Genomic DNA, 26,908 nt, shown 5'->3' on the forward strand with positions numbered 1-26,908 from the left:
ACTGAAGTTGCTGCTTTTCGGATTATTTAAAAGATATTTTTCCAAAACTGGGATGCTCATCTCAACCAATAAACTTTACTTATATGGATTCAAAGAGCTGGCATATTCACTTTAAGTATAAATACTTAGATTACCAAATTCAATTGACTGAAGTTCAAGCAGCCATCTAAATTTATTCTGGTATGAAAAAATTGGTATTCCAGTTAACACGCAATAAAATTTGATACATGGTTAAATTAAATACTAAAGTTCCAAAACGCCGGAAATATCTATATTTGGAGATGTAGGCAGATGGTTTTACCTAAGATACATAAGAGTTTTCTGATAATAGCTACCGTTACACTCATTACAGTATTGGCAGTTTCAGGATTTGCTAAGACCAAACCTCAACACAATGTAATAATTTTTATTACAGATGGATTGCGACCTAGTAAAGTTAATGCTCAGGAAACTCCTAATCTTCATCAAATTCGCCAACAAGGTGTGAGTTTTGTCAATAGTCATTCGCTGTTTCCTACTTTTACTACCGCTAATGCTTCTGCGATCGCAACTGGACATTATCTCGGTGATACTGGTAATTTTAGCAATACAATTAATGTTGGCTTTTCTGTCAAAAGCGCCAGTAACAGCCCCGTTCCTTTCTTAGAAAAAATGCTGTTTTGGGGGAAATTAGCCAACACTTTGATGGTAATTACTTAAAGAAGAAAGCCTATTTAGATGCTGCACATGAAGCTGGGTTTAGTACTGCCGCCGTTGGCAGGATTGGGACAGTATTAATTCAAGATATTACTCAAAGACCTGGTAAATCCACAATTATAATTGATGATGCCACCGGGTCTCTAAGCTGATGTGGCTATTACCTTAGCTAAGATTTTAAATTTGAATATTCCCCATCAATAAGAACTTATAGGTCTTGTTTCAATACGGTTCGGATAAGCATTTTTCACTTTCCTTGTGGTCTGGGTAAAGGGTAAGGGGTAAAGGGGAAAGGATGTATTCAAAACCTTTACCCTTTAACCGAACCGTATTGGGTCGTGTTTTACATGAATCTTTGGTCAAAGGAGTCAAAAAAGTTACTTTTAAAGCTAATACTTTGACATCCCAACTAAATACTAATGGATTAAAAACGATCCTGAAGTATCAAACTGTTGGCTCAACTCGATATTTTGACGTTGGAGGTTTTCCTCTTGGACGCTTGGTTTAGCAAAATAGTACGCCATTGCTATATTTAACTCTTTGAAACTCTCAAAATTATTTCATTCCCAGAAACTAAAGAAAATGTAGCAATCAACATCAGTAAGTGTCTTCTTGAGAGCTTCTCAACAACACTAACTTTCCCCTACAGTCTGATTCTTCAAAGCTAGTTACAACGCGCTTTGAAGTGATTAGCATCACCATTTTTTTGTTCATACTGTTGACATAGTTGATGACTAAAGGTTATAAAAATTTAAAGAAAAATAAATCAGTCTGCCTAATCCACTATATTCCCAACAAACATTTGTAAAGGGTAAACCGGAGCGGAGGAACCAAACCTGGGGCGTATTTTGAAGAAAGTTAGTAGTTAATAGTGAGGAGTTAAAAGTTACTAAACTCATAACTCATAACTTTCTTAAGAAGGACATCTCTCAGTCCTAGCCCGTCAGCTAACTTCGTCGGCATTGAGAAGAGACTGAACGAGCAGCATTCTTAACAAGTAATGCCTTGTTCTCGTCAGTGTCCTTTGGCTGGTAACTTTGCGGTTCGTTGTGCCTGCCCTCGGCCTTGAGAGAGGATAATAATATCTTGATTTCTGGCGTTTGAGGCAGGATTATTTACCTTGAGGTGAAAATCAGCTATGTTCCAGAATAAGAAACATCGCATTGCCCTAATTTCTGTTGATGGCGACCCGGCGGTTGAAATTGGTCAAGAAGAAGCTGGGGGTCAAAATGTTTATGTGCGTCAAGTAGGTTATGCCTTAGCCCAGCAAGGTTGGCAAGTAGATATGTTCACTCGTCGTAGTAATCCTGAACAATCTGCGATCGCTCAACATAGTCCAAACTGTCGTACTATTCGGTTAAAAGCTGGCCCAGCTGAGTTTATCGGGCGAGATAACTTGTTTGGCCATTTACCTGAATTCATCGAAGAATTCCAGAAATTTCAGCAGCGCCAAGGGTTTCATTACTCCTTAATTCATACCAACTACTGGTTATCATCTTGGGTGGGTATGGAGTTGAAAAAACAGCAACCCCTGATTCAGGTACATACCTACCACTCTTTAGGAGCCGTTAAATACAGAAGTATTGGTGATGTTCCTGTAATTGCAGCCCAGCGATTAGCTGTAGAAAAAGCCTGCTTGGAAACTATAGACTGTGTAGTTGCAACCAGTCCACAAGAACAGAAACACATGCGGGTACTCGTTTCTAGCAAAGGGAACATTGAAATGATTCCCTGTGGCACTGATACTGACAAATTTGGGGGAATTCAGCGAACTACGGCGCGAGAAAAGTTGGGAATTGCCCCAGATGCCAAAATGGTTCTCTATGTTGGTCGCTTTGACCGCCGCAAAGGTATTGAAACCTTGGTAAGAGCCGTTGCCAAGTCTAATTTAAGAGGTGAAGCTAACCTCCAGCTAGTAATTGGCGGTGGTAGCCGTCCCGGTCAGAGTGATGGAATAGAACGCGATCGCATTGCTACCATAGTGAATGAACTCGGATTAGAAAATTGTACAACCTTTGCTGGTCGCCTAGATGAAACTGTTCTCCCCTTCTACTACGCCGCTGCTGATGTCTGCGTAGTCCCCAGCCACTATGAACCTTTTGGTTTAGTTGCTATTGAGGCAATGGCTAGTCAGACACCAGTCATAGCTAGTGATGTTGGCGGGTTGCAGTTTACTGTTGTACCAGAAGTTACAGGATTACTTGCACCTCCTAAAGATGAAGTCGCTTTTGCTACTGCTATAGACCGCATTCTTACTAATCCAGCTTGGCGAGACCAGTTAGGTGAAGCGGCTCGACAACGGACAGAAATCGCCTTTAGTTGGTACAGTGTCGGATTCCGACTGACTCAACTTTACACTCGTTTGTTGGCTCAAACTGCACCCAATACCCAACTCCGAATTGCAGCTTAATTTTTACAGCTTTATGCGCGGAACTAATATCATCAGAGTTATTTTGCCGCGCACAAATAGCCAACGACAAACTACTCAACCTAGTTAATTAGGAAGTCAGAATTATGTTGCATATCGGGGATTATGCTTTGCATCAAAGAACAGGGCAAATTGGTCAAGTTTTCGGTTATGGGCATGAGGTAATGGATGGAGTGTACATAACCACCCTCAAAGTCAGAGTGAGCAAGCATAAAGGAACTCGTCGTCAAAGCAGATTTCTCGAAGATGCTTACTCCAGATGGATACTGGCAGAGGCAAAATAAGGGACTTAGAGTAAAAAAACATCTCATCTCCAGGAAGCACAACTGTGCATCCCTACAAATAATTTGGGATAATTTATTTTTTGGAAGTCCTTAAACTAATAGATTTGTTTTTCTATTAAACGCAGAAAAACAAATCTATTAGTCTATCAAGCCAACAATACTTGGTGAGGCACTTCTTAAAATCTCTTTTTGTCAATTTAATTGGCTGCGGTTTTGGCAGCATTTTGAAGATAGCGGGGAAAGTTCAGTGAACTTTCCCCGCTTCAGTTTAGCTAAAGACTTTTTTTGTCACATTAACTTAATCAATAAATCAAAACAAGCATTGCCCGATTTAGGATTGCAGGCAGCGATTTGTGCGTAATAAAGCTTGTACAATTATCAAGGTGGTTTTTACTGCCGGAATATTTCTCAGGTGTAAAATTTATCGACAGCAAAATTTTTCTACTTTGTATTTTTCCATGCTTCACTTGTGGCAAAAATTACCCAAGTTAAGCACTTCTATATTGCAATAGATAACTTTTACCCTTATGACTGGAGAGCAAAATCTTGGGAATAGAACTACGCAGTTTCGTATTTCTCGACAACCTGCAACCTCAACATGCAGCATATATGGGAACAGTAGCCCAAGGCTTCTTACCATTACCAGGGGATACATCACTGTGGATTGAAATCTCTCCTGGTATCGAAATTAATAAGATTACGGATATAGCTCTGAAATCTGCCTCTGTCCGTCCGGGAGTACAGGTAGTTGAACGACTATACGGACTATTGGAAGTTCATTCTAGCTCCCAAGGGGAAACGCGAGCTGCTGGTCAAGCCATTTTAGCGGCACTAGGAGTCAAAAGAGAGGAATGTCTGAAACCGCGTGTTATTTCCAGTCAGATTATCCGCAACATCGATGCTTATCAAACACAACTGATTAATCGCACGCGCCGGGGACAGCTACTACTAGCAGGACAAACACTATATGTATTAGAAGTGGAACCTGCTGCTTACGCCGCACTCGCTGCCAATGAAGCCGAGAAAGCGGCGAGGATTAACATTCTTGAAGTTCAAGCTGTAGGTAGCTTTGGACGACTTTACTTAGGTGGGCAAGAACAGGATATTCTAGCAGGTGCGGCGGGAGCTTTAACGGCCATTGAAAATGTAGCTGGCCGAGCAAATCCTCTAGGTGGTCGTCAGGAGTAAAGGAAAGAAAATGGCAAATCGAGAGCATCTAGCTTTACTCAAAGCAGGTGCAGTGACATGGATTGAGTGGAGAAAGAAAAATCCTCAGATTGAACCAGACCTCAGTGCTGCAAATCTGCAAGGGCATAACCTCAGAGGCGGAAACCTCCAGGGGGTAAATTTGAGAAAGGTAGATTTAGGTAATGCTTTACTGGTGCGAGCAAACCTCAGTGGTGCTGACCTCAGTAGTGCCAACCTCAGCAAAGCCTTTCTCATTGAAGCTAACTTGAGTGATGCTAGCTTGAGTGTTGCTAACTTGAGTGGTGCTATACTTACGCAGGCAGATTTGAGTCAGGCTAATTTGATTGGAGCCGATTTGAGTGAGGCGAATCTGAGAGGCGCTGCGATCGCTCATGCTAATCTAATTGGAACTGACCTAAGAGGCGCAAACTTGAGAGATGCCGATTTAGGTGCAGCGAAGCTAATAAGGGCAAATCTATCTTTTGCCAACCTGATTGAAGCTAACTTGATTGAGGCTGACCTCAGCGAGGCAAGTTTGTACGAAGCGGAAGTATTGGGGGCTTATCTTTATAAAACTGACTTATACAAAGCTAATTTGAATAAGGCTCGCTTCAGTGGTGCTTACCTGTTGCGGGCTAACTTAAGTGAAGCTGACTTGAGTCAAGCTGACTTGAGTTGGACTAACCTTAGAGGCGCGAATTTGGCAGGGGCAAATCTCAGAGGAGCCAACCTGAGAGGAGCCGACATGAGAGGAGCTAACCTCAGTGGCGTAAATCTTCAGGAGGCAATTATGCCTGACGCTTCAAAGCACGATTAGTTAGCCACAAAAGGTAATTGTGTTGATTATTACAAGGTTTGCGGTAAGCGTAAAGCTCAGTCACTTCAGTACTGAGATATCAGCGACGTGAGCATTCATCAAGGCAAATGAAAAATCCGGTTCCCTCCCCTTTACAAAGGGTTTGAGGCTCTATTGGGCGTAAGTCCTACTTTTTGAAGAAATCGCCGCTGTGAAAAGTCTCTTACCAGGAAATTTGCGATCGCTCTTGCACAACTCGCTGATATACTTCTTGAGTTTGCCTAGCTAATTTCGGCCAGCTAAAGCGCCGCTCTAAATCCTCATAAGCGTTATCCACTAGCCATTGTCGATAACCTGGATTTTTCAATACTTCCAAAATTCCCCAAGCTAAAGAGTCGGAATTGTTCACCCAAGTAACAATGCCTGTTTTTGTATGTTGCACTACTTCGGGAAAACCACCTGTATCGGAAACCACTACAGGCACGCGAGAAGCAAAGCTTTCTAAAGCTACAATTCCAAAGGGTTCGTAAAGACTAGGAAAAACGGCACAGTCAGCAACAGTTTGGAATTTATCTAAGTAATCATCAGAGAGAAAACCTGTAAAATAGCAATGATGCCAAATTCCCAAATCCCAGGTTTGGCGTTTGAGATGGTCAGTATTTCCACCACCAACGATGACAAATTTAACGTTACCTCCCATTTCCGAAAGGATTTTGGGTGCAGCATTAAGTAATATAGGTACACCTTTTTCGTATGTCATGCGACCGAGGTAGTAAACGATTTTCTCATTGTCTGTAGCAAATTGGCGGCGAAAATCTAGTGCATGAAAATCTACGTGATGCTGTTTCTTTTCGGCTCTGATACCGTTATAGATAACATCAATTTTGTCCCAAGGACTGTGTAATGCTCGTTCTACCTCTTGGCGCATATAGTCGCTACAAACAATAATTCGCCAAGCATTGTAAGCCAGCAAAGTTTCTTTGCCATTTATATAGCCTTGAACCTCTGTATGAATACCGTTATAGCGTCCGTATTCTGTAGCATGAATTGTGGCAATTAGTGGTATTTTAAAATTATGCTTGAGAGCGATCGCAGCATCTCCAACTAACCAATCGTGGGCATGAATTAAATCAAAGGGCCCTTCCTCCAAGATCAACTTACCACCGTGATCTCCCATACTCAAGTTGAGATTCACTACCCAGTGGAAAAAGTCGTTACTATAAGCCACAGGCACCCGATGTACCTTTACTCCTTCAACCACCTCATACATCGATGCGTGACCAAACTCCGCCGTAATCAGGTGGACTTCATGTCCTAGCTTTACCAGTTCCGGGTACAATTCCGCTACATGTCGCGCAATTCCCCCAACAATCCTTGGCGGAAACTCCCAACTCAATACCAATATCTTCATCTGTTAGACTCCCCGACACTTTACAAATATCTAAACAACTACATTTACCTAAAAATACAAGTCTGGCGAATGCAGTGAGTACTTTTACTAAATTTTTAGATTTTTTAACAGTTATTTTGTTAAAGTTTATCAAAGGTTATCAACTGTGTGCTATCGATAGGAAGCAATGTATAATACTAATTCGTAATTTAAAACACTTGAGTGCCCGTTTTGTAACTCAGGCTTTAAGAAGGGGTAACGACGCAAACAGTATGAACTCGATCGCGCCCTTGCTGTTTAGCTATATAGAGTGATTTGTCCGCAGCATTAATCAAGTCTTGCGGCGAAGTTTCGGAATTTGGCACAATGCTGGCAACACCTAGACTAACAGTAACGCGATCGCACACACTAGATTGAGCATGGGGAATGGTCAAGTCCGAGACTGCTTGTCGAATAGTTTGAGCTACAGAAATTGCTCCTTCAATCTCTGTACTAGGCAGAATCACAGCAAATTCTTCGCCGCCGTAACGAGCTACTAAATCGGCTGGACGCTTAATAACACTTTTAAGCGCACTCCCCAATTGCCGTAAACAATCATCTCCTGCTAAATGCCCGTAAGTATCGTTGTAGCGTTTAAAAAAATCGACATCGAACAAGATTAAAGACAACGGTATTTGCTCGCGTTTGAGTCGATGCCACTCATTCTCAAGATACTGATCGAATCGGCGACGATTGGCTATTTGAGTCAAACCATCTAAAGTGGCCAATCTTTGCAGTTCTTCATTGGCAGCTTGTAATTGCTGGTAGAGTACTGATTGATGAATAGCGATCGCTACCTGACTGGCTAACTGCTGCAACAAATTAACTTCAAATGCTTGCCAGTAACGAGGTGCGCTACACTGATGAGCAATGAGTAAACCCCACAGATGCTCCCCATTCAAAATCGGTACTACCATCGCAGCCTTGATTTGATAGAGTTGCAATAACTCAAAAACATCGGCTGAAAGATCAGACTCCTGAATATTATGCAGGACTGTAGGTAATCCCTGGTAATAGTAGCTAAAATCTCGTGTTCTCGAAAATGGGTGCAGTGTCTGCTCTAATCTCTGCGGGTAGTCATCACTCAGCGATTCTGCCGCGAAATAGCCATTTCCGTCAGATTCCAACTGGTAGATAGCGACGGAATCTGAACCCAAACATTCTCGAATACTGTTGACTGTTGTATTTAAAACCTCCTCCAAATTCAGTGATTGCCGAATCTGTTGAGTTACTTCAGTAATTAGCCGTTCCCCCTCTGCCTGTTGTCGCAGTAATCCTTCAGCTTGTTTGCGAGTGCTAATATCTTCTACCGAGCCAAGAATCTGTATCGGAGTGCCGCTAGCATCTCTGGCAAATACGACTTCTCGTGTATTCAGCCAAAGCCACTCCCCATTTTTATGTCGGAATCGGTATTCGGTGGAAAGAACTTCGTTGTCGCTAAGGTTGACGAAGCGACTTGGTATGTCATAGCAGAGGTGTTGGTCGTCTGGATGAAAGCAATTCAGGAACCACTGCGGATCTGCGTTACAAAATTCCTCTGGAGAGTAGCCTAAAATACTAAGACTTTTTTGGTTAAGATAAATGCTTGTTCCTTTTAAGAGATCAAATAAATACAAAATATGCGGTACGGTATTAGCAACCTTTTGGAGAAAGTCTTGACTTGAGCGCAATGCTTCTTCAGCTTTTTGGCGTTCGCGCAGTGCGGCTTGATATTCACTAATATCTCGTCCCTCAGAAATAAGTAATGTTACACACCCTGTTTCATCGAGTATGGGACGTAGTGAAAAATCAATCGCGATCGCTTGATCGTCTCGATCCAAAACCTCAACTTCATAGCGAATAGATTCACCATTAGCAGCAGCTGCGATCGCAGTTTTTAATTGTGCTTGTGTCTCTGAAGAAATTGTCCACCATTTTGCCTCCCAAAATGGCTTACCGACTACTTCTTCTCGAGTAATCCCAGCAAAGTCCAGTGCTGTTTGGTTAGCCTCTAATACAATTCCATTGGGCTGAAGTAATCCGATAAACTGATTGGTTTGATTGAAAATCGCCCGGAATTTTTGCTCATTTTCACTTAATGCTTCTTCTACCTGTTTGCGGTCAGTAATATCTCGTCCAACAGATTGAAGTTCTACAAGAGTACCCTGGTCATCAAATATGCCTCGAATAATCCACTGCGTCCACCGCACGCCAAGGTTTGCTATGGCCCGATTTTCAATGGCAATCACGGGATTTTCGGAACTAATGGAATTTACCTGACTAAACACACGTTCCCGGTCTTCCTCAAACACAACAGGTTCGTAGTGTTGGGCAATAATCTCTTCTCGCTTGAGTCCAAAAAATCGACAGAAAGCTTCATTAACAAAAGTAACAATACCATCTGGTGAGCCTCTAGCAATCAGTTCCGTTTGATCTTCGAGGATGGCACGATAACGCGCTTCGCTCTCTTGCAATGCTGCTTCTGTCTGTTTGCGTTCGCTAATATCAAACACTAAACCCTGAAGTACCTGAGTTTGTCCATCCGCACAGAGAACAAGATTAGCTTGATCCCGCACCCAAATTGTTCTACCATCGCGCCTGATCATTCGATACTCGACCCTCAAAGGCTCTCCGGTGGTGATTGTCGTATTTACAGCTTGCCAATAGCGATCGCGATCGTCTGGATGAGTGTAATTTAACCAACTATTAAAAAAACTGTGATGCCAATTTTCGGGGGCAATGCCTAACAATTGTTGCAGTTGCGGACTAATATAAGCTTCTTGAGCAGTGATGTTAATCGGTAAAATATAAACAACGCCCGGAATTTGTTCTACCAGAGTGCGGTATTTTTGCTCTGCCTCAGAGAGTTCTTGGGCCTGCTTGCGACTCATGATGTTTTGAATTTCTACAATAAATATATATTTTGCTGTTAGAAATCCTGCATTAGAGGCACGCTCAAGGATTTTTGAGCCAATGGCTAGTTAGTCTCTGGCTTTCTGAAAGCTAAACCTACCAGCAGCAGGCTGAAACTCTTACGCTTGAGGCTGCTGTTGACAGCCTTTGTAATTAAAATTAACAGATATTGAAAAAGAATTCAGAATTCAGAATTCAGAACAAAAAATTTTGGTGGGGGACTGAAAATAGTAGATTCAGACGCTTTTGCTAGCTTGCTGCTTTGCAGGAGTATGCGGACTCGCTTTGCGTAGCGATATCCGCCATTCGGACTCAAATTCATTCTGACTTCTGACTTCTGACTCCTGACTCCTGAATTCTATTAGCTTTGATCCAAGCGCAGTACTGCCATAAAAGCTTCCTGGGGTACATCTACAGTACCTACAGATTTCATCCGCTTTTTACCTTTTGCTTGCTTCTGTAAAAGTTTCTTCTTCCGGCTGATGTCACCACCGTAGCATTTGGCTAGCACATCTTTCCGCAAGGCGGGGATGTGTTCGCTGGCGATAACTTTACTGCCAATAGATGCCTGAATTGGGACTTTGAATTGATGGCGGGGAATTAATTCTTTAAGTTTTTCTGCCATTGCCCGCCCAACGTTGTAAGCTTTGTCTCGATGCACAATCATCGCCAAGGAATCCACAGGATCGCCGTTAATCATGATATCCAGCTTCACCAGAGGGTTTTCACGGTAGCCAATGAGGTGATATTCCATACTAGCATAACCGCGTGATCGCGATTTCATCTGATCGAAAAAGTCAGTCACAACTTCCGCCAAGGGGAGTTCGTAAGTCAGAGTGGTTCGTCCTTGGGCGAGATATTTCATATCTTTAAAGATGCCCCGGCGATTTTGTGACAACTCCATCAAGCTGCCGACATAGGTTTCCGGCGTTATCATCTCTACTTGGACATAAGGTTCTTCAATTCTTTGGCGATCGTTGGGAGAAGGCAAACGGCTAGGATTATCGATGTAAAGTTCCTCTCCTTTGAGAGTAATCACCTTATAAACCACCGAGGGGGCTGTAATGATTAAATCGAGATTATACTCCCGCTCTAGGCGTTCCTGGACGATTTCCATGTGCAGCAAACCCAAAAACCCGCAACGGAAGCCAAACCCCATCGCGCTCGAAGTTTCTGGTTCGTAATGCAGAGCTGCGTCGTTGAGTTCCAGCTTTTCTAATGCTTCTCGCAAGTCTTCAAATTGGTCAGCATCAATGGGGAACATCCCACAATAAACCATTGGGTTCGCTTCTGCGTAACCTGGTAAGGGTGACTCAGCTTTTGCCTTACTAAGGGTAATTGTGTCACCCACCCGTGCATCAGCTACTGCTCTAATTGCCGCTCCCAAATAGCCTACTTCGCCAGCGTGGAGTTCTTCAACTTGCTTTTGAGTGGGAGAAAGAACACCTAACTCATCAATTTCAAATTCTTTACCGGATGCCATTAAATGAATGCGATCGCCTTTTCTGACAGTGCCATCCATCACCCGGAAATACACAATTACTCCTCGGTAACTGTCGTAATAGCTATCAAATATTAACGCTCGTAACCGTTCATTTATGGTATTGGGCGGTGGCGGTATCCGCTCCACAACTGCTTCTAAAATCTCATCAATACCAAGTCCTTCTTTAGCAGAAGCCAAAATTGCACCACTGCAATCTAGACCGATAATTTCTTCAATTTCGCCAATTACCCGTTCTGGTTCTGCCCCAGGTAAATCAATTTTATTCAAAACCGGAATAATTTCCAGGTTATTCTCTAAGGCTAAATAGACATTTGCCAAAGTTTGCGCCTCCACACCTTGGGAAGCATCTACTACCAATAGCGCTCCTTCACAAGCAACAAGAGAGCGGGAGACTTCATAAGAAAAATCCACGTGTCCAGGAGTATCAATTAAGTTCAGCACATACTGCTGACCATCCTTAGCTGTGTAGTTCATCCGGGCAGCTTGCAGCTTAATCGTAATGCCGCGCTCCCGTTCCAGATCCATGTTGTCGAGAAACTGTTCCTTCATCTTTCGGTCTTCAACAGTGCCAGTCGCTTGTAGCAAGCGATCGGCGAGGGTTGATTTCCCGTGGTCGATGTGAGCAATAATACAAAAATTGCGAATGCGAACTGCGGGAACGTCAGTCATATACTATCTTTGCCTTAGCAGCAACCAAAGTTAAAAGAGCAATTTACTTAATGTATTTTAATGCTTTCTTAGCCAAGACGCTCCGTTTTTAGTGCTGAGTTCCGAGTGCTGTTAGCGCATAGCTAGGGTTTAGCCCGTGCTGAGTTAGGAGTCAAAAGTTAAGAGTTAAAAGTTAGAAGTTAAAAGTTAGGAGTTAGGAGTTATTATTTTTCCCCTGCTCCCTGCTCCCCTACCCTCTTCACCCCATCTTTAACTTTCGATCTAAATAGGTGGACTTTTAAGAATATTATGAAAGTCTATTTGTCGCTGCTAGTATTCAACAGCTAGGAGCGTACAATAAATGTAAATAAGTACATGTAGGGATCATGTAGTGATCTTGGGCAATTACGACCTGTAATTACTCATAATCACTGATTTATCGGCAAAACTTCTAGAGCCATTGTCTAGTCAGTTATATGAAAAATGCGATTTAAAACTTAAAGCTGTTACTTTGGTGCTATTTCGGGGAACTATGTAAATGTCCCATTGAAGATTTTTCAGTGAATTAGCCCAAATGATGAATATAACTACTTTACAAAGCTTTAGACAAAACCAATTCAGAGTATATCAAACCTATGAATATGCAAGAGAAAACTACCGAAGCGGAAAACACACGAGCCGATAAGGTAGAAATTGCCGTCCGCCTGGACTCCGAGTTACTAGAGCAAATTCAGCATCTCACCAATGACCCAAGTAAAGTGATTGAGGTAGCAATTCGCCAGTGGTTGCGTGGTGAAATCCTCAGAGATGACGAACTGACACGCACCCCTGTGCGTACTCCCGTTCCTCCTCGCGGTGAATGGAACGATTAATGCCATCAGTCATCTGTTAATGCAAGTTAAAAAAGGTGAAGTTTGCCAAGCTGGATTTCAGAACACCAAGAAATACCCAATAAAAGCAAAAAAGCTGTAAAAATTTATGTATAAATTTTAGCAGCTTTAGTAAAATTACGGTCGGATATCCTTTGTCTATCCAACTCAATTAATGACTATTACTGCCAATTCCCAATTGCCGAATGTATTTTCCCAAAATCTGGAATCTATTGCCAGTAAAACTGATGGCTCATTACCAACTCTAGGAGCTGAGTTGGTGTATACGCAAGATGGGGCAGGGCGCTATCTGACCTTTCATTGGCAGCACAGCGAACTCCTGGGGTTAAATACCGAAAAAATAGTTGACGAGCTGAACCAGACGCAAACCTTTGCCCCAGTGGATAAGGTTAATTATGTGGAACGATTGCACCGAATTTTGACAAGTTTGGTGCCAGAAAGGTTTCAGTGTTGGTTTAGCTACCATCAGGAATTATTTGAGTTGGACTTAGTGATTAGTCCGATTATGCCGAGTTTGGGAACAACTGCCACTACAGTTTTAGTTATGGGACGCTTAGTGCAAGCGACACTCAACAAAAAACAAGCGCGTGTGGCATCCAAAACGCCCACACAAATAGAGTTGGCTTTACGTTCACAGCAACATCAAAAACTGGTAAATCGGATTACCAGAAATATTCGCCGGACATTGGATTTAGATATTATTTGGCAGCAAACAGTTGACAGTTTAGGAAAAGCACTGCGGCTAGAGCGCTGTATTATTTGTCCTTATCAGCCCTCTAGCTCAAAAGTAAAAGTGAAGGCTGAGTATCGCCAGCTAGAACTCAGATCAATGCTAGGCTTAGAAATAGATGTAGCTTCTGAGCCTGCCTTTGCTCAGGCTTTGACAACCCTAGAACCAGTTGTGATGGAAGTGCCTGGATGCACAGAGTCTGGGCGGCAGAAAACTTTGGTGGTTGCGACTTGCTATCAAGACCAAGCCAATGGATTGGTTGCCTTGAATTGGCAAGATGAATGCTATACATTAACAGAATCGGAATTAGAGCTAGCAAAAGAAGCAGCAGATCAATTGGGAACTGCGATCGCACATGCTACTTTATACGAAGAATTAGAAGTAGCGCGTCAAAAAGCTGAAGAAGCTTCCCGTCTCAAAAGCGAGTTTCTGGCTAATGTATCCCATGAAATTCGTACCCCCCTCAATGGCATGATTGGCTTCTTAAAGCTGATTTTGGAAGGGATGGCAGATGACCCAGAAGAACAAAACCAATTTTTGGCAGAAGCGCACAACTTATCGATACATCTACTAAATATCATCAACGACATTTTGGACATTGCCAAAATCGAAGCTGGTAAAATGGAGCTAGCTTACGCTCCAGTTAAGCTAAATGAGCTATTTAGTGATGTAGAAAGTTTTATGCGTCCCCAAGCAGAAATGAGAAACCTCAGCTTTCGGATGCAAATGCCTGCTACCTCGGATGAAATCATTGTCCAAAGCAACTACCAACGCTTGCTCCAAGTGATGCTCAATTTACTAGGTAATGCCATCAAATTTACCCATGAAGGCGGTGTCACCGTCAGCGCCGATTTAGTACTCAAAAAATCGAAGCTTCAAGACCAGCAATTTCCTGGCATGGTAAGAGTTCGTGTGGCAGATACAGGCATCGGTGTTTCCCTAGACAAACAAGATAAACTGTTTCAATTATTCTCTCAGGTCGATGGCTCACGCACTCGCCAGTATGGTGGCACAGGTTTAGGACTGGCAATATCCCAGAAGCTAGTTGAAGCAATGGGCGGCGAGGTACATTTTTATAGTCTGGGTGAAGGACTTGGTTCAACAGTGACATTTACAGTGCCACTATATCAACAGCCAGTTATGGTTTCGTCTACTGATAGCGATTCAACAGACAGTGCTGTTAGCGATAGCGGGGCATTTAGTCCGTTATGATTTAGTCATTGGTCATCTGGAACATTACCAATACTAGGTTTGGAGTTTTAAAATTTAAAGTTTCTTAGTAATTATTATTCAATAAATAACAAAATTGGGCATAGGAGATGGTAAGTAATTCCGTCCCTAGACCACAAAATTGTATAATTATGGGCTGGGTTGAAGAACAAAACACAACAAACGCCTAAATGTTGGCTTTTGCTCCGTTTTACTCAAAATTTACAAAAAATAGATTTTTGACTCCTTTTTACGGTGACGTGTACTTGGAGAATTAAATCCTGTCTTTCGTCTGACTGCAAAGCAGAACCTAAAAGCTAAAGTAAAGTAGGAGGCTCACACGAAAACTTTGTTCAGACAACATGGAAAATAAGATTTTGGATAATAGTTAACGAGTAACAGCGCATCTGGCACAGGAATCATTATTATTCAATGTCCCATGCCCCATGCCCCATGCCCCATTCCCAATGCCCACCATTAACTTAGCAGGTCTAAAACTATGGAACTCACAATTGACAACGTTGAAACAGTCTTAGATGAAATGCGCCCTTATCTCATGTCTGATGGCGGCAATGTGGAACTCGTAGAACTCGATGGGCCTGTTGTAAAACTTCGCCTGCAAGGTGCTTGTGGTTCTTGTCCCAGTTCTGCAATGACCCTGAGAATGGGTATTGAGCGCCGCCTAAAAGAAATGATTCCTGAAATTGCGGAAATTGAACAAGTGGTGTAAAAGTTAGGAGTTAGGAGTTAGGAGTTATGAGTTTTGAATCAACTCCTAACTCCTCATTCTTAACTCCTAACTATTCCTATGTCCCATCCTCTCTATATCGCTTTTATCTGGCATCAACATCAGCCTCTGTACAAATCTCCTGGTAGTGCCTTATCTCCCAGTCAGCAGTACCGCCTACCTTGGGTACGTTTACATGGGACTAAAGATTATTTGGATTTGGTATTGCTCTTAGAGCGGTATCCTAAGTTACACCAAACGGTGAATTTAGTTCCATCGCTGATATTACAACTAGAAGATTATATTGCTGGGACTGCTTTTGACCCTTACCTCACAGCCTGCTTGACACCGGATGAACAACTCAGCCAGGAACAGAGGGAATTCATTATCCAACACTTTTTTGATGCCAATCACCATACGTTGATTGACCCACATCCCCGCTATAGCGAGTTGTATCAGCAAAGGCAGGAGAAGGGGCAAGCCTGGTGTTTAGCAAATTGGGAATTGCCTGATTATGGTGATTTGCTAGCTTGGCACAATTTAGCTTGGATCGATCCACTGTTTTGGGATGACCCGGAAATTGCTACTTGGTTAAAACAGGGTCGGAATTTTACTTTAAGCGATCGCCAGCGCATTTATTCCAAACAACGAGAAATCCTCAGCCGCATCATCCCCCAACACCGCAAAATGCAGGAGGCTGGGCAGCTAGAAATTACCACTACGCCCTACACCCACCCGATTTTACCCTTACTCGCTGATACTAATTCCGGTCGGGTAGCTGTGCCCAATATGACACTACCTAAGCAGCGCTTTCAGTGGGAAGAAGATATTCCCCGTCACTTACGGAAAGCTTGGAACTTTTATAAAGACCGCTTTGGACAAATACCTCGTGGTTTATGGCCTTCGGAACAGTCAGTTAGTCCGGCAACACTTCCACACATTATTAACCAAGGATTTAAGTGGATATGCTCAGATGAAGCGGTCTTAGGGTGGACGCTGAAACACTTTTTTCATCGGGATGGGGCGGGGAATGTACAGCAACCAGAACTGTTGTACCGACCCTATCGACTGCAAACCGCAGAGGGTGATTTGTCAATTGTGTTTCGTGACCACAGATTATCAGATTTGATTGGCTTTACCTACAGTGCGATGCCAGCAAAAAAAGCAGCAGCAGACTTAGTGGGACATTTGCAAGCGATCGCTAAAATGCAAAGAGATAGTCACAGTGAGCAACCTTGGCTAGTTACCATCGCCTTGGATGGGGAGAATTGCTGGGAATTTTACCCCGAAGATGGCAAACCCTTCTTAGAAGCTTTGTATCAAAGTTTGAGCGATGAACCCCACCTCAAACTCGTCACCGTCTCCGAATTTCTTGAAGAATTCCCAGCCACAGCCACCATTCCCGGAGGGCAACTACATAGTGGTTCTTGGGTGGATGGCAGCTTCACCACTTGGATTGGCGATCGCGCCAAAAATCGGGCTTGGGATTACTTAACGGAAGCAAGAGAAATGCTCGCAAGTCATCCCGAAGCAACGGAAGAAAACAACCCAGAAGCATGGGAAGCATTGTATGCCGCAGAGGGTTCAGACTGGTTTTGGTGGTTTGGTGCAGGACACTCTTCAAATCAAGATGCCATCTTTGACCAGTTGTTTCGAGAACACCTGTTTGGCATTTACAAGGCATTAAATGAACCTGTACCGCCTTATCTCAAGCAACCAGTGGAAATCCACGAAGCACAAGGAAGCCATACCCCACAAGGGTTTATCCATCCTGTCATCGATGGTAAGGGTGATGAGCAAGATTGGGACAAAGCTGGACGCATAGAAATCGGCGGGGCGCGGGGGACGATGCACAATAGCAGTGTCATCCAGCGACTTTGGTATGGAGTAGATCACCTCAATTTCTATTTGCGGCTGGACTTTAAAGGTGGCGTTGCACCAGGGAGGGATTTTCCTACAGAGTTGAATTTGCTGTGGTTTTACCCAGAAAAAACAATGGTTAATAGCCCAGTTCCCTTGGCAGATGTACCAGATGCAGCCCCACTCAATTACCTTTTCCACCATCTTCTAGAAGTTAACTTGCTGACGCAATCGATTCAGTTTCGGGAAGCTGGAGACAATTATCAATGGCATCCCCGTTTCAGTCGCGCTCAAGTAGCTTTAAATAGTTGTTTAGAGTTGGCAGTACCGTGGGCAGATTTGCAAGTTCCGCCAGATTATCCCCTGCGTCTGATTTTAGTGCTTGCAGATGAAGGGCGTTTTTGCAATTACTTGCCAGAAAATGCTTTGATTCCTATTGAAGTGCCTTAGAACTCAATACCCTTGGTTTTATAGCCATTCTCATTTGAATAAATAGTGGCGTACATCTGTACGCCACTACGAGGATATATCTTTCATCTATGGCTACTCTACGAGTTGTCCAGAGGAGTACCGCAGATACTGTGTGTACTTTTGCGTAAGTCCTAAGAAGAATAATGATGATTTAGCAAAGTTCCAGTAATATTACTGTTATTAAGGAATATTTGTCGTAGGATTAGAGACATTTCAGAGCAGATATTCTATACTAATGAATCGCTTTTCTCAGAAAATAACGAATTCTCAAGAGAGCATTTCACAGCAAACTCAACTAGGTCAGATGTGTGCTTCCAAGAAGCTATTCCGCGATCGCTATGAAATATTGCAAGTTCTAGGTAAAGGTGGTTTTGGCATCACTTTTTTAGCCAAAAATGCCGTATTACCTGGGCATCCTCTGTGCGTCATTAAACAACTTTGCCCGAAAGTGACTAGTCCCCAAAGTTGGCAAAAGGCATGTGCGCGTTTTGAAAAAGAAGCAAGAACTTTAGGTCTACTCGGTAGTCATTCGCAAATTCCCATGCTGCTAGACTACTTTCAGGCGAATGAGGAGTTTTTTTTAATTCAAGAATACGTACCGGGTTTGACTTTAGCCCAAGAAGTGCGGCGAGGTGGGCCCAAAAGTGAAGCCTCGGTGAAACAGTTTTTACAGGAATTATTACCAGTATTACAGTATCTTCATAAACATCATGTGATTCATCGGGATATTAAGCCCCAAAATTTATTGCGGTGTGAGTATGACAAACGGGTAGTGCTGATTGATTTTGGTGCAGTGAAAGAGCAATTAGTTGATGCTTGTGAAAACTCTACCAATCAAGCTGTAAATACCAACTTTATTGGAACTAGGGGATTTGCGCCACCAGAACAGTATTCTCTTCGCCCAGTTTATGCCAGTGATATTTATGCACTGGGTGTAACTTGTATTTATATGTTGACTGGTAAAAGTCCTTTAGAATTTGATTACCACCCAAATACTGGTGAGATATGCTGGCAAAAAGAAGTAAATATTACCGATAATTTCGCCAAAACTTTAGGGAAAATGGTGAAGATTACATTAGACGATCGGTTTAAGAATGTCGATGAAGTAATAAAAGCTTTAAGTTATGAAAGCTATTTGCCTACTTTAGCTAACTGTCTAACTACCCAAAAATTAAATAATAAAAGTATTACACAATACGAAAACTCTAACGAAGCTCCAGATGTCTACATACCACCAGTCACCAGAACTGCTAATGCTATTCGGAAATGGAGAGCGAGGCTTAAGTAAATAAGGTAGTAAAATTAAGTTAAAAGATATTTTAAAAGTTATTTGTGATGTATCAAATAGTTGTATATCCTCCTAAATCTTCATTAGAAAGGGGGATTAGGGGGATCTGAAAGTGTCTAAAATCACAGCAAAATCCTTTTCAAACAACCTTTTATTACCTAAAGTATCAAATTAACAATTATCATGAGCAATTGAAAATATCAAAAACAAATCTAGTAACCATTGCGACTACATTTCATCGTCAGTGATGGTTAATTAATCAGGGTTTTACTTAATACTTAGTCAATTTTTGCTTGTCAATATACAAGCAAAATTACTAGGGGTACTAGTTCAGAGAAATATTTCTATTCAGATTATTATATAATCGGAAGAATAATTAATTTTATGGCTCTCGTAGTTTTCCACAGAAGAGGAAGACTGACTACTATTTACAAACGCTAACTATATTAAGTAATTCCCCAATCCCCAGAACAGGGTTTTCTACCACAAGTAAGCGAGAGTCAATTTTCTTAAGGGACAGTTCGGGGCAAACTTAGCCTAAGTTGTTATGCAGTCGCGCCTGTCAGATCATGATCTGCTGCTTAAATCCCGATTGCCTAAATCCCCTGAATCCCAATGGAAAGAAGTTTTGCCAAAGTTGTAGCACCCCGTTGGTGTCACTTTTAAGAAATCGCTTCCGTGTCATCCGAGTCCTTTCAGATGAGGGGGGATTTGGCAGAACCTATCTATCAGAAGATGTCGATAAACTCAATGAACGCTGTGTTATCAAGCAATTAGCTCCAAAGTTCCAAGGAACTTGGTCGCAAAAAAAAGCGATGGAATTGTTTGCTGAAGAAGCGCAGCGACTACAAGACCTTGGGGAACATCCCCAAATTCCAACTTTAATAGCTTACTTTGAGCAAGATGGCTGCCTATATTTAGTGCAGCAGTTTATCAATGGCGATAATTTGTTAAAGGAGTTGCAACAGCGCAAGGGTTATAACGCTAGGGATATTCAATCTATTTTGCTAGATTTATTGCCCATCCTGAAATTTATCCACGATCGCAAAGTCATTCATCGGGATATCAAGCCAGAAAATATTATCCGCCATAAAAGTGATGGGCGATTAAGTCTGATTGATTTTGGTTCCTCAAAGCAATTCACCGCCAAAGTTCAGCACAAATCTGGCACATCCATTGGTTCACATGGTTATTCTCCCTTAGAACAAATTAGAGATGGTAAAGCTTTCCCTGCCAGTGACTTGTTCGGTTTAGGCGCTACCTGCTTTCATCTGCTAACGGGAACTTCCCCCTTTCAGTTGTGGATGGAATCGGGGTACGCCTGGGTGAGTAATTGGCGGGAATATTTGCGGAGTCCATTAAATGCTGAGTTGGATTTTGTTATCGACAAACTTTTAAAAAAAGATATCCATGAACGTTACCAATCAGCCGATGAAGTTCTCAAAGACTTAACTCCAAAACAACTCCTTGCCCTACCACCAGCCGGGAAGTCATCTGGAAAAATTCCCGCAACTCAAGCCCCATCTTTACCAAAAAGTTATCCCTTACTGAGAACTTTAATTTTGGTAAGTGCTTTTATTCTGTTGTTCGGATTCCAAGAATCTTGGTATAAACATTTTCGCCGGATTCAAACCAGTTTAGTTTCTAGGCTGAGTCAGCATAATAATTCTGGCAAAGATGACGTGCTTTTAGGTCAACCACCAAAGATTACTTTGGGTAGGGTTTCCTTAGCTAACACCATCCAAGGATATGAAAACTCGGTTTTATCCGTCGCCATCAGCCCCGATGGTAAAACCATTGCCAGCAGTGGAGGCGATGGCACAATCAAACTTTGGAATCTCGCCACCGGGAAAGAAATATCTTCACTCAACGCCTATTCTCAGCAGGTGAATACGTTAGTCATTAGCCCAGATGGGAAAACTCTGGTAAGTGCCAGTGATGACAGCACTATCAAAATTTGGAATTTAGCAACAGGAAAACAAATTCGCACTCTTACAGGGCATTCTGACTCAGTTCGGGCCCTAGCGATCAGCGCTGATAGCGAGACTCTGGTGAGTGGTAGTGATGACAACACCATCAAAATCTGGGATTTAGCCACAGGAGAGCAAATTCGGACATTGGTAGGGCATACATTTTGGGTGCGATCGGTAGCTATCAGTCCCGATAGCGTGATTCTTGCTAGTGGCAGTTTTGACAAGACGATCAAAATCTGGAATCTGACAAAAGGGTACTCAATCCGCACACTAGAGGGAAATTATCAAACAGTAACAGCTGTAGCTATTAGCCCAGATGGGAAAATTTTAGCCAGTGCTAGCCGCGATCGCACCATTAAACTTTGGGATCTACTGACGGGAAAAGAAATTCGCACACTGGCAGGACACGCCAACACAGTCACAACCGTAGCCTTCAGTGCCGATGGTAAAATTATTGCCAGTGGTAGCCGCGATCGCGCCATCAAACTCTGGAATTCGGCCACAGGAGAAGAAATTCTCACATTAACAGGGCATACCAACACTGTGACATCCGTAGCCTTCAGTCCTGATAGTAAAACCCTTGTCAGTGGTAGTGAAGACAACACCATTAAGATTTGGCGGTTGTCTCAATAAAAATCTTTCCTCTACTAAAATCAGGCAGAGATTTTTATCAAGAAGGGGAAGGGGGAAAGGGGAAAGGTAAAAACCTCGCCCGCAAGTGGCGCGAAATAATCCAAATTTTATGAGGAAGGTAAAAACCTCGCCTGCAAGTGGCGCGACCTGTTCATCCCTTTCCCCTTTCCCCTTGCCCCTTTTACCCTTTTTTTATACAACCTAAATCAATACTTTTCGGTTAAACCCAATATCTCTCTTTTGGTCTGGGGAAAGGGAAATTCAAACCCTTTCCCTTTCCCCTTTCCCCCAAAACCCGAAAACTATTGCAACCTAAATTATCAGAAGAGAGTCAATCTATATTTACCGCGTTCCTGTGGATTTTTGGAACTGACAACTATATAGTAAGTGTCATCTTCAGGCAACCTAGCTCGGTCAATTAAAGCGCTGTAGGTGCCAGCTTTATCTTTATCCTTATCTATAGCGATCGTCTGGCCTTTTGAATTTAGCAAAGCTACGTAAGGAGAAAATTCTTCATCAACACTATCTACACGAATACTTACAAGCTGATTTTTTCTTCCTTGGAAATTAGAAACATTGTAAGCGCCTCCATTTTGTTTCAAGGTTGAGCTATTGGCGCTTAGTTGGCCTGCTTCATCTAAGGTATAGCTAGCTCTGTCATTCCTCAAAGCCAAACTATAGCGACCGATCTCACCAGTATCTCGGCTAGTAACTGCAATTTTGTAAGTGCCATTCTTAGGCAACCGCGCAAAAATGAAGGCATCATCGCCATCACTGCTTTTTTCCAAAGTGCCTTTTTTGACGATGATATTATCATCAGGATCGTGCAGAAATAACAAAGGATTTAAACTCAAGTTATTTGATCTGCGTGTATCTTTACTACCAACAAGCCTAATTTGCACTAGTTGATTTTCTCTACCTTCAAACTCATAGACATGAAAATATCGACCTTGAGATTGAAAGTCACTTTTACTCAGAATACCCAATGCGACATCTACAAAGTTAATCTCTTTATAAGTAGGTGTTGCAGGTGCAGAAACTGCCGGACGATCGATATTTTGGTTGCCACTTCTAGCTACATTAGAACTTGGCTTGCGAACTCTTCCGGAACCATTTGAATTAGAAGCCCTACCTCCAGACGTTCTAGATGTACTACTATTGGAACGATTAGAATTTGAGTTAGAAGTCCTACGTCTAGATGGTCTAGAAGTAGAGTCATCATTTGAAGCGTTCGAGGTTGGCTGGGAAGTTTCTGTATTAGAAGATATAGGACGATTCTGGATTGGCGACTCAATAGATGTCTTCTTTTTTGGAGATATTGATGCTTGAGAAGCAGGAAGTTGCTCAATTCCTTTTTTTACTGCTTCTGGTTGTCTCTCATCTGGTGATTTAGCAATTATGAAGCCTTGAGAATGTTGAGGTTTCCCTAAAGCATTTATAGGTAGCACATTGCTCGCGATCAACAAACTACTACCCAAGGAACAAATTAAAATGCGGCTTAATTTGTGGCGATAGTTTTTGGTTTCTAGTAGCATAATTACGCTCCTAATTTTGCGGATGATTTCGTATTTAACAGATAGACAAATTTGAAGTCAAAAATTTATATTCCTATTGAGACTCATAATACACTGTGGTGGAAGTTTGCCTACCATATCAAACAAGAGGATTTTGCTCTAAGTCCTGTTTGATATGGTAGCAGCTGTACTAGAGTGAATATTAATTTTGTAAGTATATACTGAGCTACAAGCTGAAATTGCTGCTTTTCGAATTTTTGCCGAGATATTTTTGACTGGGTCAGATGCTACTAAGTAAGTGGGCGTAAATAATTATCGACGGGATAAGGAAATAGGCAATAAGGGTTTTAGCCTAGTTTGATTTTATTGTGCCAACTTACTTAGACTACTGAATCGAGAAGGCATATTTGTGTCAATACTGCTGAAGAGTTGATATATAAGCTTTTTCCCTTTTAACCTTTTCCCTTTCCCCCAAAATCCGACAAGTATTGATATTTGTGCCCCTTGAGAAAAATCGCACATCGCGCTAGTCTTCATTGACGTAACTGCACGCTGTAACATTAGGCGATGACAAATCAACTCTCTGTGAAAATTCCCTCTTGTACTTGGAGCCGTCCCATCGGTTTAGGCTGGGACAAACCTTATACTGTCCGCTACGCAAGTAATATCGATGATGGCCCTTGGCATGGTATGCCTTTAGGTGGCTTTGGTGCAGGTTGCATCGGTCGTTCTTCACGGGGAGATTTTAACCTGTGGCACATCGACGGCGGTGAGCATACCTTCAAAAACGTCCCCGCTTGTCAATTCAGTGTATTTGAATCCAATGGCACATCTACCCAAGCCTACGCTTTATCTACCCAAGGGCCCGATGATGGTACTCTTAAAGCTTGGCAGTGGTATCCAACGCTTCCCAGTACAGAGGGGACGGGTAATTATCACGCGTTATACCCACGTAGCTGGTTTGTGTATGAAAATATATTCCAAGCACAGTTGACTTGTGAGCAATTTTCCCCGATTTGGGCAGGTAATTATCAAGAAACTAGCTACCCTATAGCAATATTCCTCTGGAATGCCCACAACCCCACAAATGCACCAATTACTCTCAGCATTATGCTCACTTGGCAAAATATGGTGGGCTGGTTTACAAATGCCCTCAAATCTCCCCAAGTGCAAGTGCGTGATGATGGTAGTCCGGTTTATGAATACCAACCACGTTGGGGCGAAAGTCAAGGAAACTATAACCAAATAGTTGAAAATACACAACAGTTTGGCTGTCTTTTAAGTCGGGTTGGTAGTGATAAACCTTTGCAAGAAGGTGATGGAACTTGGTGTATTGCAACACTGAAACATCCCCAAGTGGAAGTATTTCACCACACTCGCTGGAATGCTGAAGGAACTGGTGATGAGGTGTGGCAAAGTTTTGCGAAAGATGGTTCTTTGTCCAATTATATAGATGCTAATCCAGTAGCAGAAGGTGAACAGTTAGGGGCTGCGATTGCACTTCGTTTTACTCTCCAACCAGGCGAAACCCTCGAAATCCCCTTTGTTCTTGCTTGGGATTTACCCATTACAGAATTTGCTGCCGGAGTCAACTATTATCGCAGATATACAGACTTCTTTGATAGAAGTGGAAATAATGCTTGGGCGATCGCATCTACTGCTCTACAAGAATATCAAACCTGGCGATCGCAAATTCAAACTTGGCAACAACCCATTCTCGACCGGGAAGATTTACCCAACTGGTTTAAAATGGCTCTATTTAATGAGCTTTATGACCTCACTAGCGGCGGTACTCTCTGGAGTGCAGCATCAGAACTTGACCCCATCGGTCAGTTCGCGGTGCTGGAGTGCCTAGATTATCGTTGGTATGAAAGTCTAGATGTGCGATTATATGGCTCTTTTGCCTTGTTGATGCTGTTTCCAGAACTGGAGAAGTCGGTGATTCGGGCATTTGCACGGGCGATTCCTCAAGGTGATGATACACCGCGAATCATCGGTTATTACATGACAATCAAAGCTGAAAGCCCAATTGCAGTTCGCAAAGTCATCGGTGCAACACCCCACGATTTAGGCGCACCGAATGAACACGTTTGGCAGAAAACCAATTATACCAGCTATCAAGACTGCAACTTATGGAAAGATTTGGGTAGTGATTTTGTCTTGCAAGTATACCGGGATTTTCTGCTCACGGGTGCTGACGATGTAGAATTCTTAGCAGATTGCTGGCCTGCGATCGTTCAAACCCTCGACTACCTGAAAACCTTTGACCTTGATGGCGATGGGATTCCCGAAAACTCTGGTGCGCCTGACCAAACCTTTGATGATTGGCGGTTACAGGGTGTCAGCGCCTATTGTGGTGGGTTGTGGTTAGCGGCGTTGGAGGCTGCGATCGCAATTAGCGATCTTTTATTAACTTACCAGACAGGTAACACAGCAGAGTTGGCGGCGCAAAAGTCCACTTATGAAGCTTGGTTGACACAATCTCTTCCTATTTACCAAGAAAAACTTTGGAATGGGCAATATTACCAACTTGATAGTGAAAGTGGTTCCAATGTAGTAATGGCAGATCAGTTGTGTGGACAATTCTACGCCCGACTATTGGACTTACCAGATATTGTACCGAGCGATCGCGCCCTTTCTGCCCTAAAAACTGTTTATGATGCCTGCTTTTTGAAATTCTGCAATGGAGAGTTTGGTGCTGCAAATGGTGTTCGTCCTGACGGTTCACCAGAAAACCCTAAAGCTACTCATCCCCTAGAAGTTTGGACTGGAATAAACTTTGGGCTAGCGGCTTTTCTTGTGCAAATGGGAATGAAAGATGAAGGGTTGAGATTAACACAGGCTGTAGTCGAGCAAATTTATGAAAATGGGCTGCAATTTCGCACCCCTGAAGCTATCACCGCAACTGGTACTTTCCGCGCTAGCACCTACTTACGGGCAATGGCTATCTGGGGAATTTACTTAGTTATGAATTGATTAGCTATCAAAACGGTTCTCATACCCTGCAAGTTCGCTGAAAGCGTTCTCGTAAGAGTAGCCGCTACGCGTCTATGGATGCAATACACTTTCACCTCTCTCCAAACCTCTTTATTAAAAGGAGAGAGGCTTTGAATCTGACTCCCCTTTAAGGAGAAGGGACTGGGGCTTAGGTCTGTATTCGATGCAATTGAGAACCGCTATAGTATATGCCTTGTCAGGATTAGCCTGTCTTTATCTGAGAAAGCAGAGTTTAAATTTGTGATTTTATTTTCCGAGTATTTCCGGAAGTAAAGGAAAATTTCAGTAATGGTAAGAGTTGAAGTAGTGAGAACTCTAGACTACTCTATGCCGACTATATCTTTGTTTTAGACCGAGGTATTATTGTTGAGCAAAGCACTCATCACAAACTCATGGCAATTGATGGTTTTTATTAGCATTTAGCCCAAGTGTCACAGCATCCGTAATCTCTACTTGAGAAAATTTTTAAAGATAAATACATAGAGAATTTACTGTTGAATAAAATTGACAATATTCTAATATTTTAAAGATTTAACCTACTATATATTTCTATTCAAAGCATCTTAGTACAGATATTGATAATAATTAAAACTCTAGCAATCCGCTTTGATTTTTGTTCGTGTAACGTGGCGTAGCCATACTTACTTGTGTGGGTAGATAAGAAGCAATAGGAAATACTTTTTCAAAAATCAAAGCGGATTGCTATAGTCTAGCTGTTATTAATAGCTAATAATCATAAAATATTTATGAT

17 protein-coding genes and 1 riboswitch are annotated in these 26,908 nt (G+C 42.4%); of the genes, 13 read left to right on the forward strand and 4 right to left on the reverse strand.

The window, feature by feature from the left end; translation table 11 throughout:
- Window positions 1-291 precede the first annotated feature (291 nt).
- The 6 genes from IQ274_RS14320 (at window position 292) to IQ274_RS14345 (ending at window position 5,413) form a co-directional block, all read left to right on the forward strand.
- Complete coding sequence (locus tag IQ274_RS14320) at window positions 292-699, forward strand: alkaline phosphatase family protein (protein ID WP_228058194.1); 408 nt, start codon at window positions 292-294, stop codon at window positions 697-699.
- Between the two features lie 292 nt (window positions 700-991).
- Window positions 992-1,204: a hypothetical protein gene (locus tag IQ274_RS14325; RefSeq protein ID WP_194142647.1), complete on the forward strand. Its 213-nt coding sequence runs from the start codon at window positions 992-994 to the stop codon at window positions 1,202-1,204.
- 254 nt (window positions 1,205-1,458) lie between these two features.
- A riboswitch (cyclic di-AMP (ydaO/yuaA leader) is annotated at window positions 1,459-1,673 on the forward strand.
- Between the two features lie 161 nt (window positions 1,674-1,834).
- Window positions 1,835-3,106, forward strand: a complete 1,272-nt coding sequence (locus IQ274_RS14330; RefSeq protein ID WP_163926889.1) for a glycosyltransferase — start codon at window positions 1,835-1,837, stop codon at window positions 3,104-3,106.
- 104 nt (window positions 3,107-3,210) lie between these two features.
- Complete coding sequence (locus IQ274_RS14335) at window positions 3,211-3,408, forward strand: hypothetical protein (protein WP_163926888.1); 198 nt, start codon at window positions 3,211-3,213, stop codon at window positions 3,406-3,408.
- Window positions 3,409-3,954: 546 nt separating this feature from the next.
- Window positions 3,955-4,596, forward strand: coding sequence for a hypothetical protein (locus IQ274_RS14340; protein ID WP_094327655.1), 642 nt, complete (start codon window positions 3,955-3,957; stop codon window positions 4,594-4,596).
- Window positions 4,597-4,606: 10 nt separating this feature from the next.
- On the forward strand, window positions 4,607-5,413 hold the full coding sequence (locus tag IQ274_RS14345) for a pentapeptide repeat-containing protein (protein WP_194142648.1): 807 nt from the start codon (window positions 4,607-4,609) through the stop codon (window positions 5,411-5,413).
- A 202-nt stretch (window positions 5,414-5,615) separates the two neighbouring features.
- Here IQ274_RS14345 and IQ274_RS14350 read toward each other — a convergent pair whose 3' ends face one another.
- From IQ274_RS14350 to lepA, 3 genes are all read right to left on the reverse strand, one after another.
- Window positions 5,616-6,803: a glycosyltransferase family 4 protein gene (locus IQ274_RS14350; protein ID WP_163926886.1), complete on the reverse strand. Its 1,188-nt coding sequence runs from the start codon at window positions 6,801-6,803 to the stop codon at window positions 5,616-5,618.
- 224 nt (window positions 6,804-7,027) lie between these two features.
- Window positions 7,028-9,691 carry a PAS domain S-box protein gene (locus IQ274_RS14355; protein ID WP_194142649.1) on the reverse strand — a complete coding sequence of 888 codons (2,664 nt, stop codon included), beginning with the start codon at window positions 9,689-9,691 and terminating at the stop codon, window positions 7,028-7,030.
- Between the two features lie 383 nt (window positions 9,692-10,074).
- Window positions 10,075-11,886 carry a translation elongation factor 4 gene (lepA, locus tag IQ274_RS14360; protein ID WP_012408259.1) on the reverse strand — a complete coding sequence of 604 codons (1,812 nt, stop codon included), beginning with the start codon at window positions 11,884-11,886 and terminating at the stop codon, window positions 10,075-10,077.
- Window positions 11,887-12,500: 614 nt separating this feature from the next.
- Here lepA and IQ274_RS14365 point away from each other — a divergent pair.
- The 6 genes from IQ274_RS14365 to IQ274_RS14390 all read left to right on the forward strand — a co-directional run bounded on the left by IQ274_RS14365 (window position 12,501) and on the right by IQ274_RS14390 (window position 21,646).
- The gene (locus tag IQ274_RS14365) at window positions 12,501-12,737 is read left to right on the forward strand and encodes a hypothetical protein (RefSeq protein ID WP_012408258.1); all 237 of its coding nucleotides are present in this window, start codon (window positions 12,501-12,503) and stop codon (window positions 12,735-12,737) included.
- 172 nt (window positions 12,738-12,909) lie between these two features.
- Window positions 12,910-14,697: a sensor histidine kinase gene (locus IQ274_RS14370; protein ID WP_163926884.1), complete on the forward strand. Its 1,788-nt coding sequence runs from the start codon at window positions 12,910-12,912 to the stop codon at window positions 14,695-14,697.
- 496 nt (window positions 14,698-15,193) lie between these two features.
- On the forward strand, window positions 15,194-15,424 hold the full coding sequence (locus IQ274_RS14375; protein WP_012408256.1) for a NifU family protein: 231 nt from the start codon (window positions 15,194-15,196) through the stop codon (window positions 15,422-15,424).
- Window positions 15,425-15,502: 78 nt separating this feature from the next.
- Complete coding sequence (locus IQ274_RS14380; protein WP_194142650.1) at window positions 15,503-17,731, forward strand: glycoside hydrolase; 2,229 nt, start codon at window positions 15,503-15,505, stop codon at window positions 17,729-17,731.
- A gap of 256 nt (window positions 17,732-17,987) precedes the next feature.
- Entirely contained in the window at window positions 17,988-19,040 is a 1,053-nt protein-coding gene (locus tag IQ274_RS14385; protein WP_194142651.1) for a serine/threonine-protein kinase, read from the forward strand.
- A gap of 569 nt (window positions 19,041-19,609) precedes the next feature.
- A complete protein-coding gene (locus IQ274_RS14390; protein WP_175586467.1) occupies window positions 19,610-21,646 on the forward strand; it encodes a serine/threonine-protein kinase in 2,037 nt (678 codons plus the stop codon).
- A 320-nt stretch (window positions 21,647-21,966) separates the two neighbouring features.
- Here the strand turns inward: IQ274_RS14390 and IQ274_RS14395 are convergent, their stop codons facing one another.
- Entirely contained in the window at window positions 21,967-23,181 is a 1,215-nt protein-coding gene (locus IQ274_RS14395) for a peptidase (RefSeq protein WP_194142652.1), read from the reverse strand.
- Between the two features lie 546 nt (window positions 23,182-23,727).
- On the opposite strand from IQ274_RS14395, the gene IQ274_RS14400 reads away from it, so the two are divergent.
- Window positions 23,728-26,136 carry a GH116 family glycosyl hydrolase gene (locus tag IQ274_RS14400; protein ID WP_194142653.1) on the forward strand — a complete coding sequence of 803 codons (2,409 nt, stop codon included), beginning with the start codon at window positions 23,728-23,730 and terminating at the stop codon, window positions 26,134-26,136.
- Window positions 26,137-26,908 lie beyond the last annotated feature (772 nt).

The sequence above is a fragment of the Nostoc sp. LEGE 12447 genome (assembly GCF_015206985.1).
Classification (GTDB): Bacteria; Cyanobacteriota; Cyanobacteriia; order Cyanobacteriales; family Nostocaceae; genus Nostoc.

Coding starts and splice junctions, on each gene's coding strand:
- IQ274_RS14320 (WP_228058194.1), top strand. CDS start 292: ATGGTTTTACCTAAGATACATAAGAGTTTTCTGATAATAGCTACCGTT.
- IQ274_RS14325 (WP_194142647.1), top strand. CDS start 992: ATGTATTCAAAACCTTTACCCTTTAACCGAACCGTATTGGGTCGTGTT.
- IQ274_RS14330 (WP_163926889.1), top strand. CDS start 1,835: ATGTTCCAGAATAAGAAACATCGCATTGCCCTAATTTCTGTTGATGGC.
- IQ274_RS14335 (WP_163926888.1), top strand. CDS start 3,211: ATGTTGCATATCGGGGATTATGCTTTGCATCAAAGAACAGGGCAAATT.
- IQ274_RS14345 (WP_194142648.1), top strand. CDS start 4,607: ATGGCAAATCGAGAGCATCTAGCTTTACTCAAAGCAGGTGCAGTGACA.
- IQ274_RS14350 (WP_163926886.1), bottom strand. CDS start 6,803: ATGAAGATATTGGTATTGAGTTGGGAGTTTCCGCCAAGGATTGTTGGG.
- IQ274_RS14355 (WP_194142649.1), bottom strand. CDS start 9,691: ATGAGTCGCAAGCAGGCCCAAGAACTCTCTGAGGCAGAGCAAAAATAC.
- lepA (WP_012408259.1), bottom strand. CDS start 11,886: ATGACTGACGTTCCCGCAGTTCGCATTCGCAATTTTTGTATTATTGCT.
- IQ274_RS14365 (WP_012408258.1), top strand. CDS start 12,501: ATGAATATGCAAGAGAAAACTACCGAAGCGGAAAACACACGAGCCGAT.
- IQ274_RS14370 (WP_163926884.1), top strand. CDS start 12,910: ATGACTATTACTGCCAATTCCCAATTGCCGAATGTATTTTCCCAAAAT.
- IQ274_RS14375 (WP_012408256.1), top strand. CDS start 15,194: ATGGAACTCACAATTGACAACGTTGAAACAGTCTTAGATGAAATGCGC.
- IQ274_RS14380 (WP_194142650.1), top strand. CDS start 15,503: ATGTCCCATCCTCTCTATATCGCTTTTATCTGGCATCAACATCAGCCT.
- IQ274_RS14385 (WP_194142651.1), top strand. CDS start 17,988: ATGAATCGCTTTTCTCAGAAAATAACGAATTCTCAAGAGAGCATTTCA.
- IQ274_RS14390 (WP_175586467.1), top strand. CDS start 19,610: ATGATCTGCTGCTTAAATCCCGATTGCCTAAATCCCCTGAATCCCAAT.
- IQ274_RS14395 (WP_194142652.1), bottom strand. CDS start 23,181: ATGCTACTAGAAACCAAAAACTATCGCCACAAATTAAGCCGCATTTTA.
- IQ274_RS14400 (WP_194142653.1), top strand. CDS start 23,728: ATGACAAATCAACTCTCTGTGAAAATTCCCTCTTGTACTTGGAGCCGT.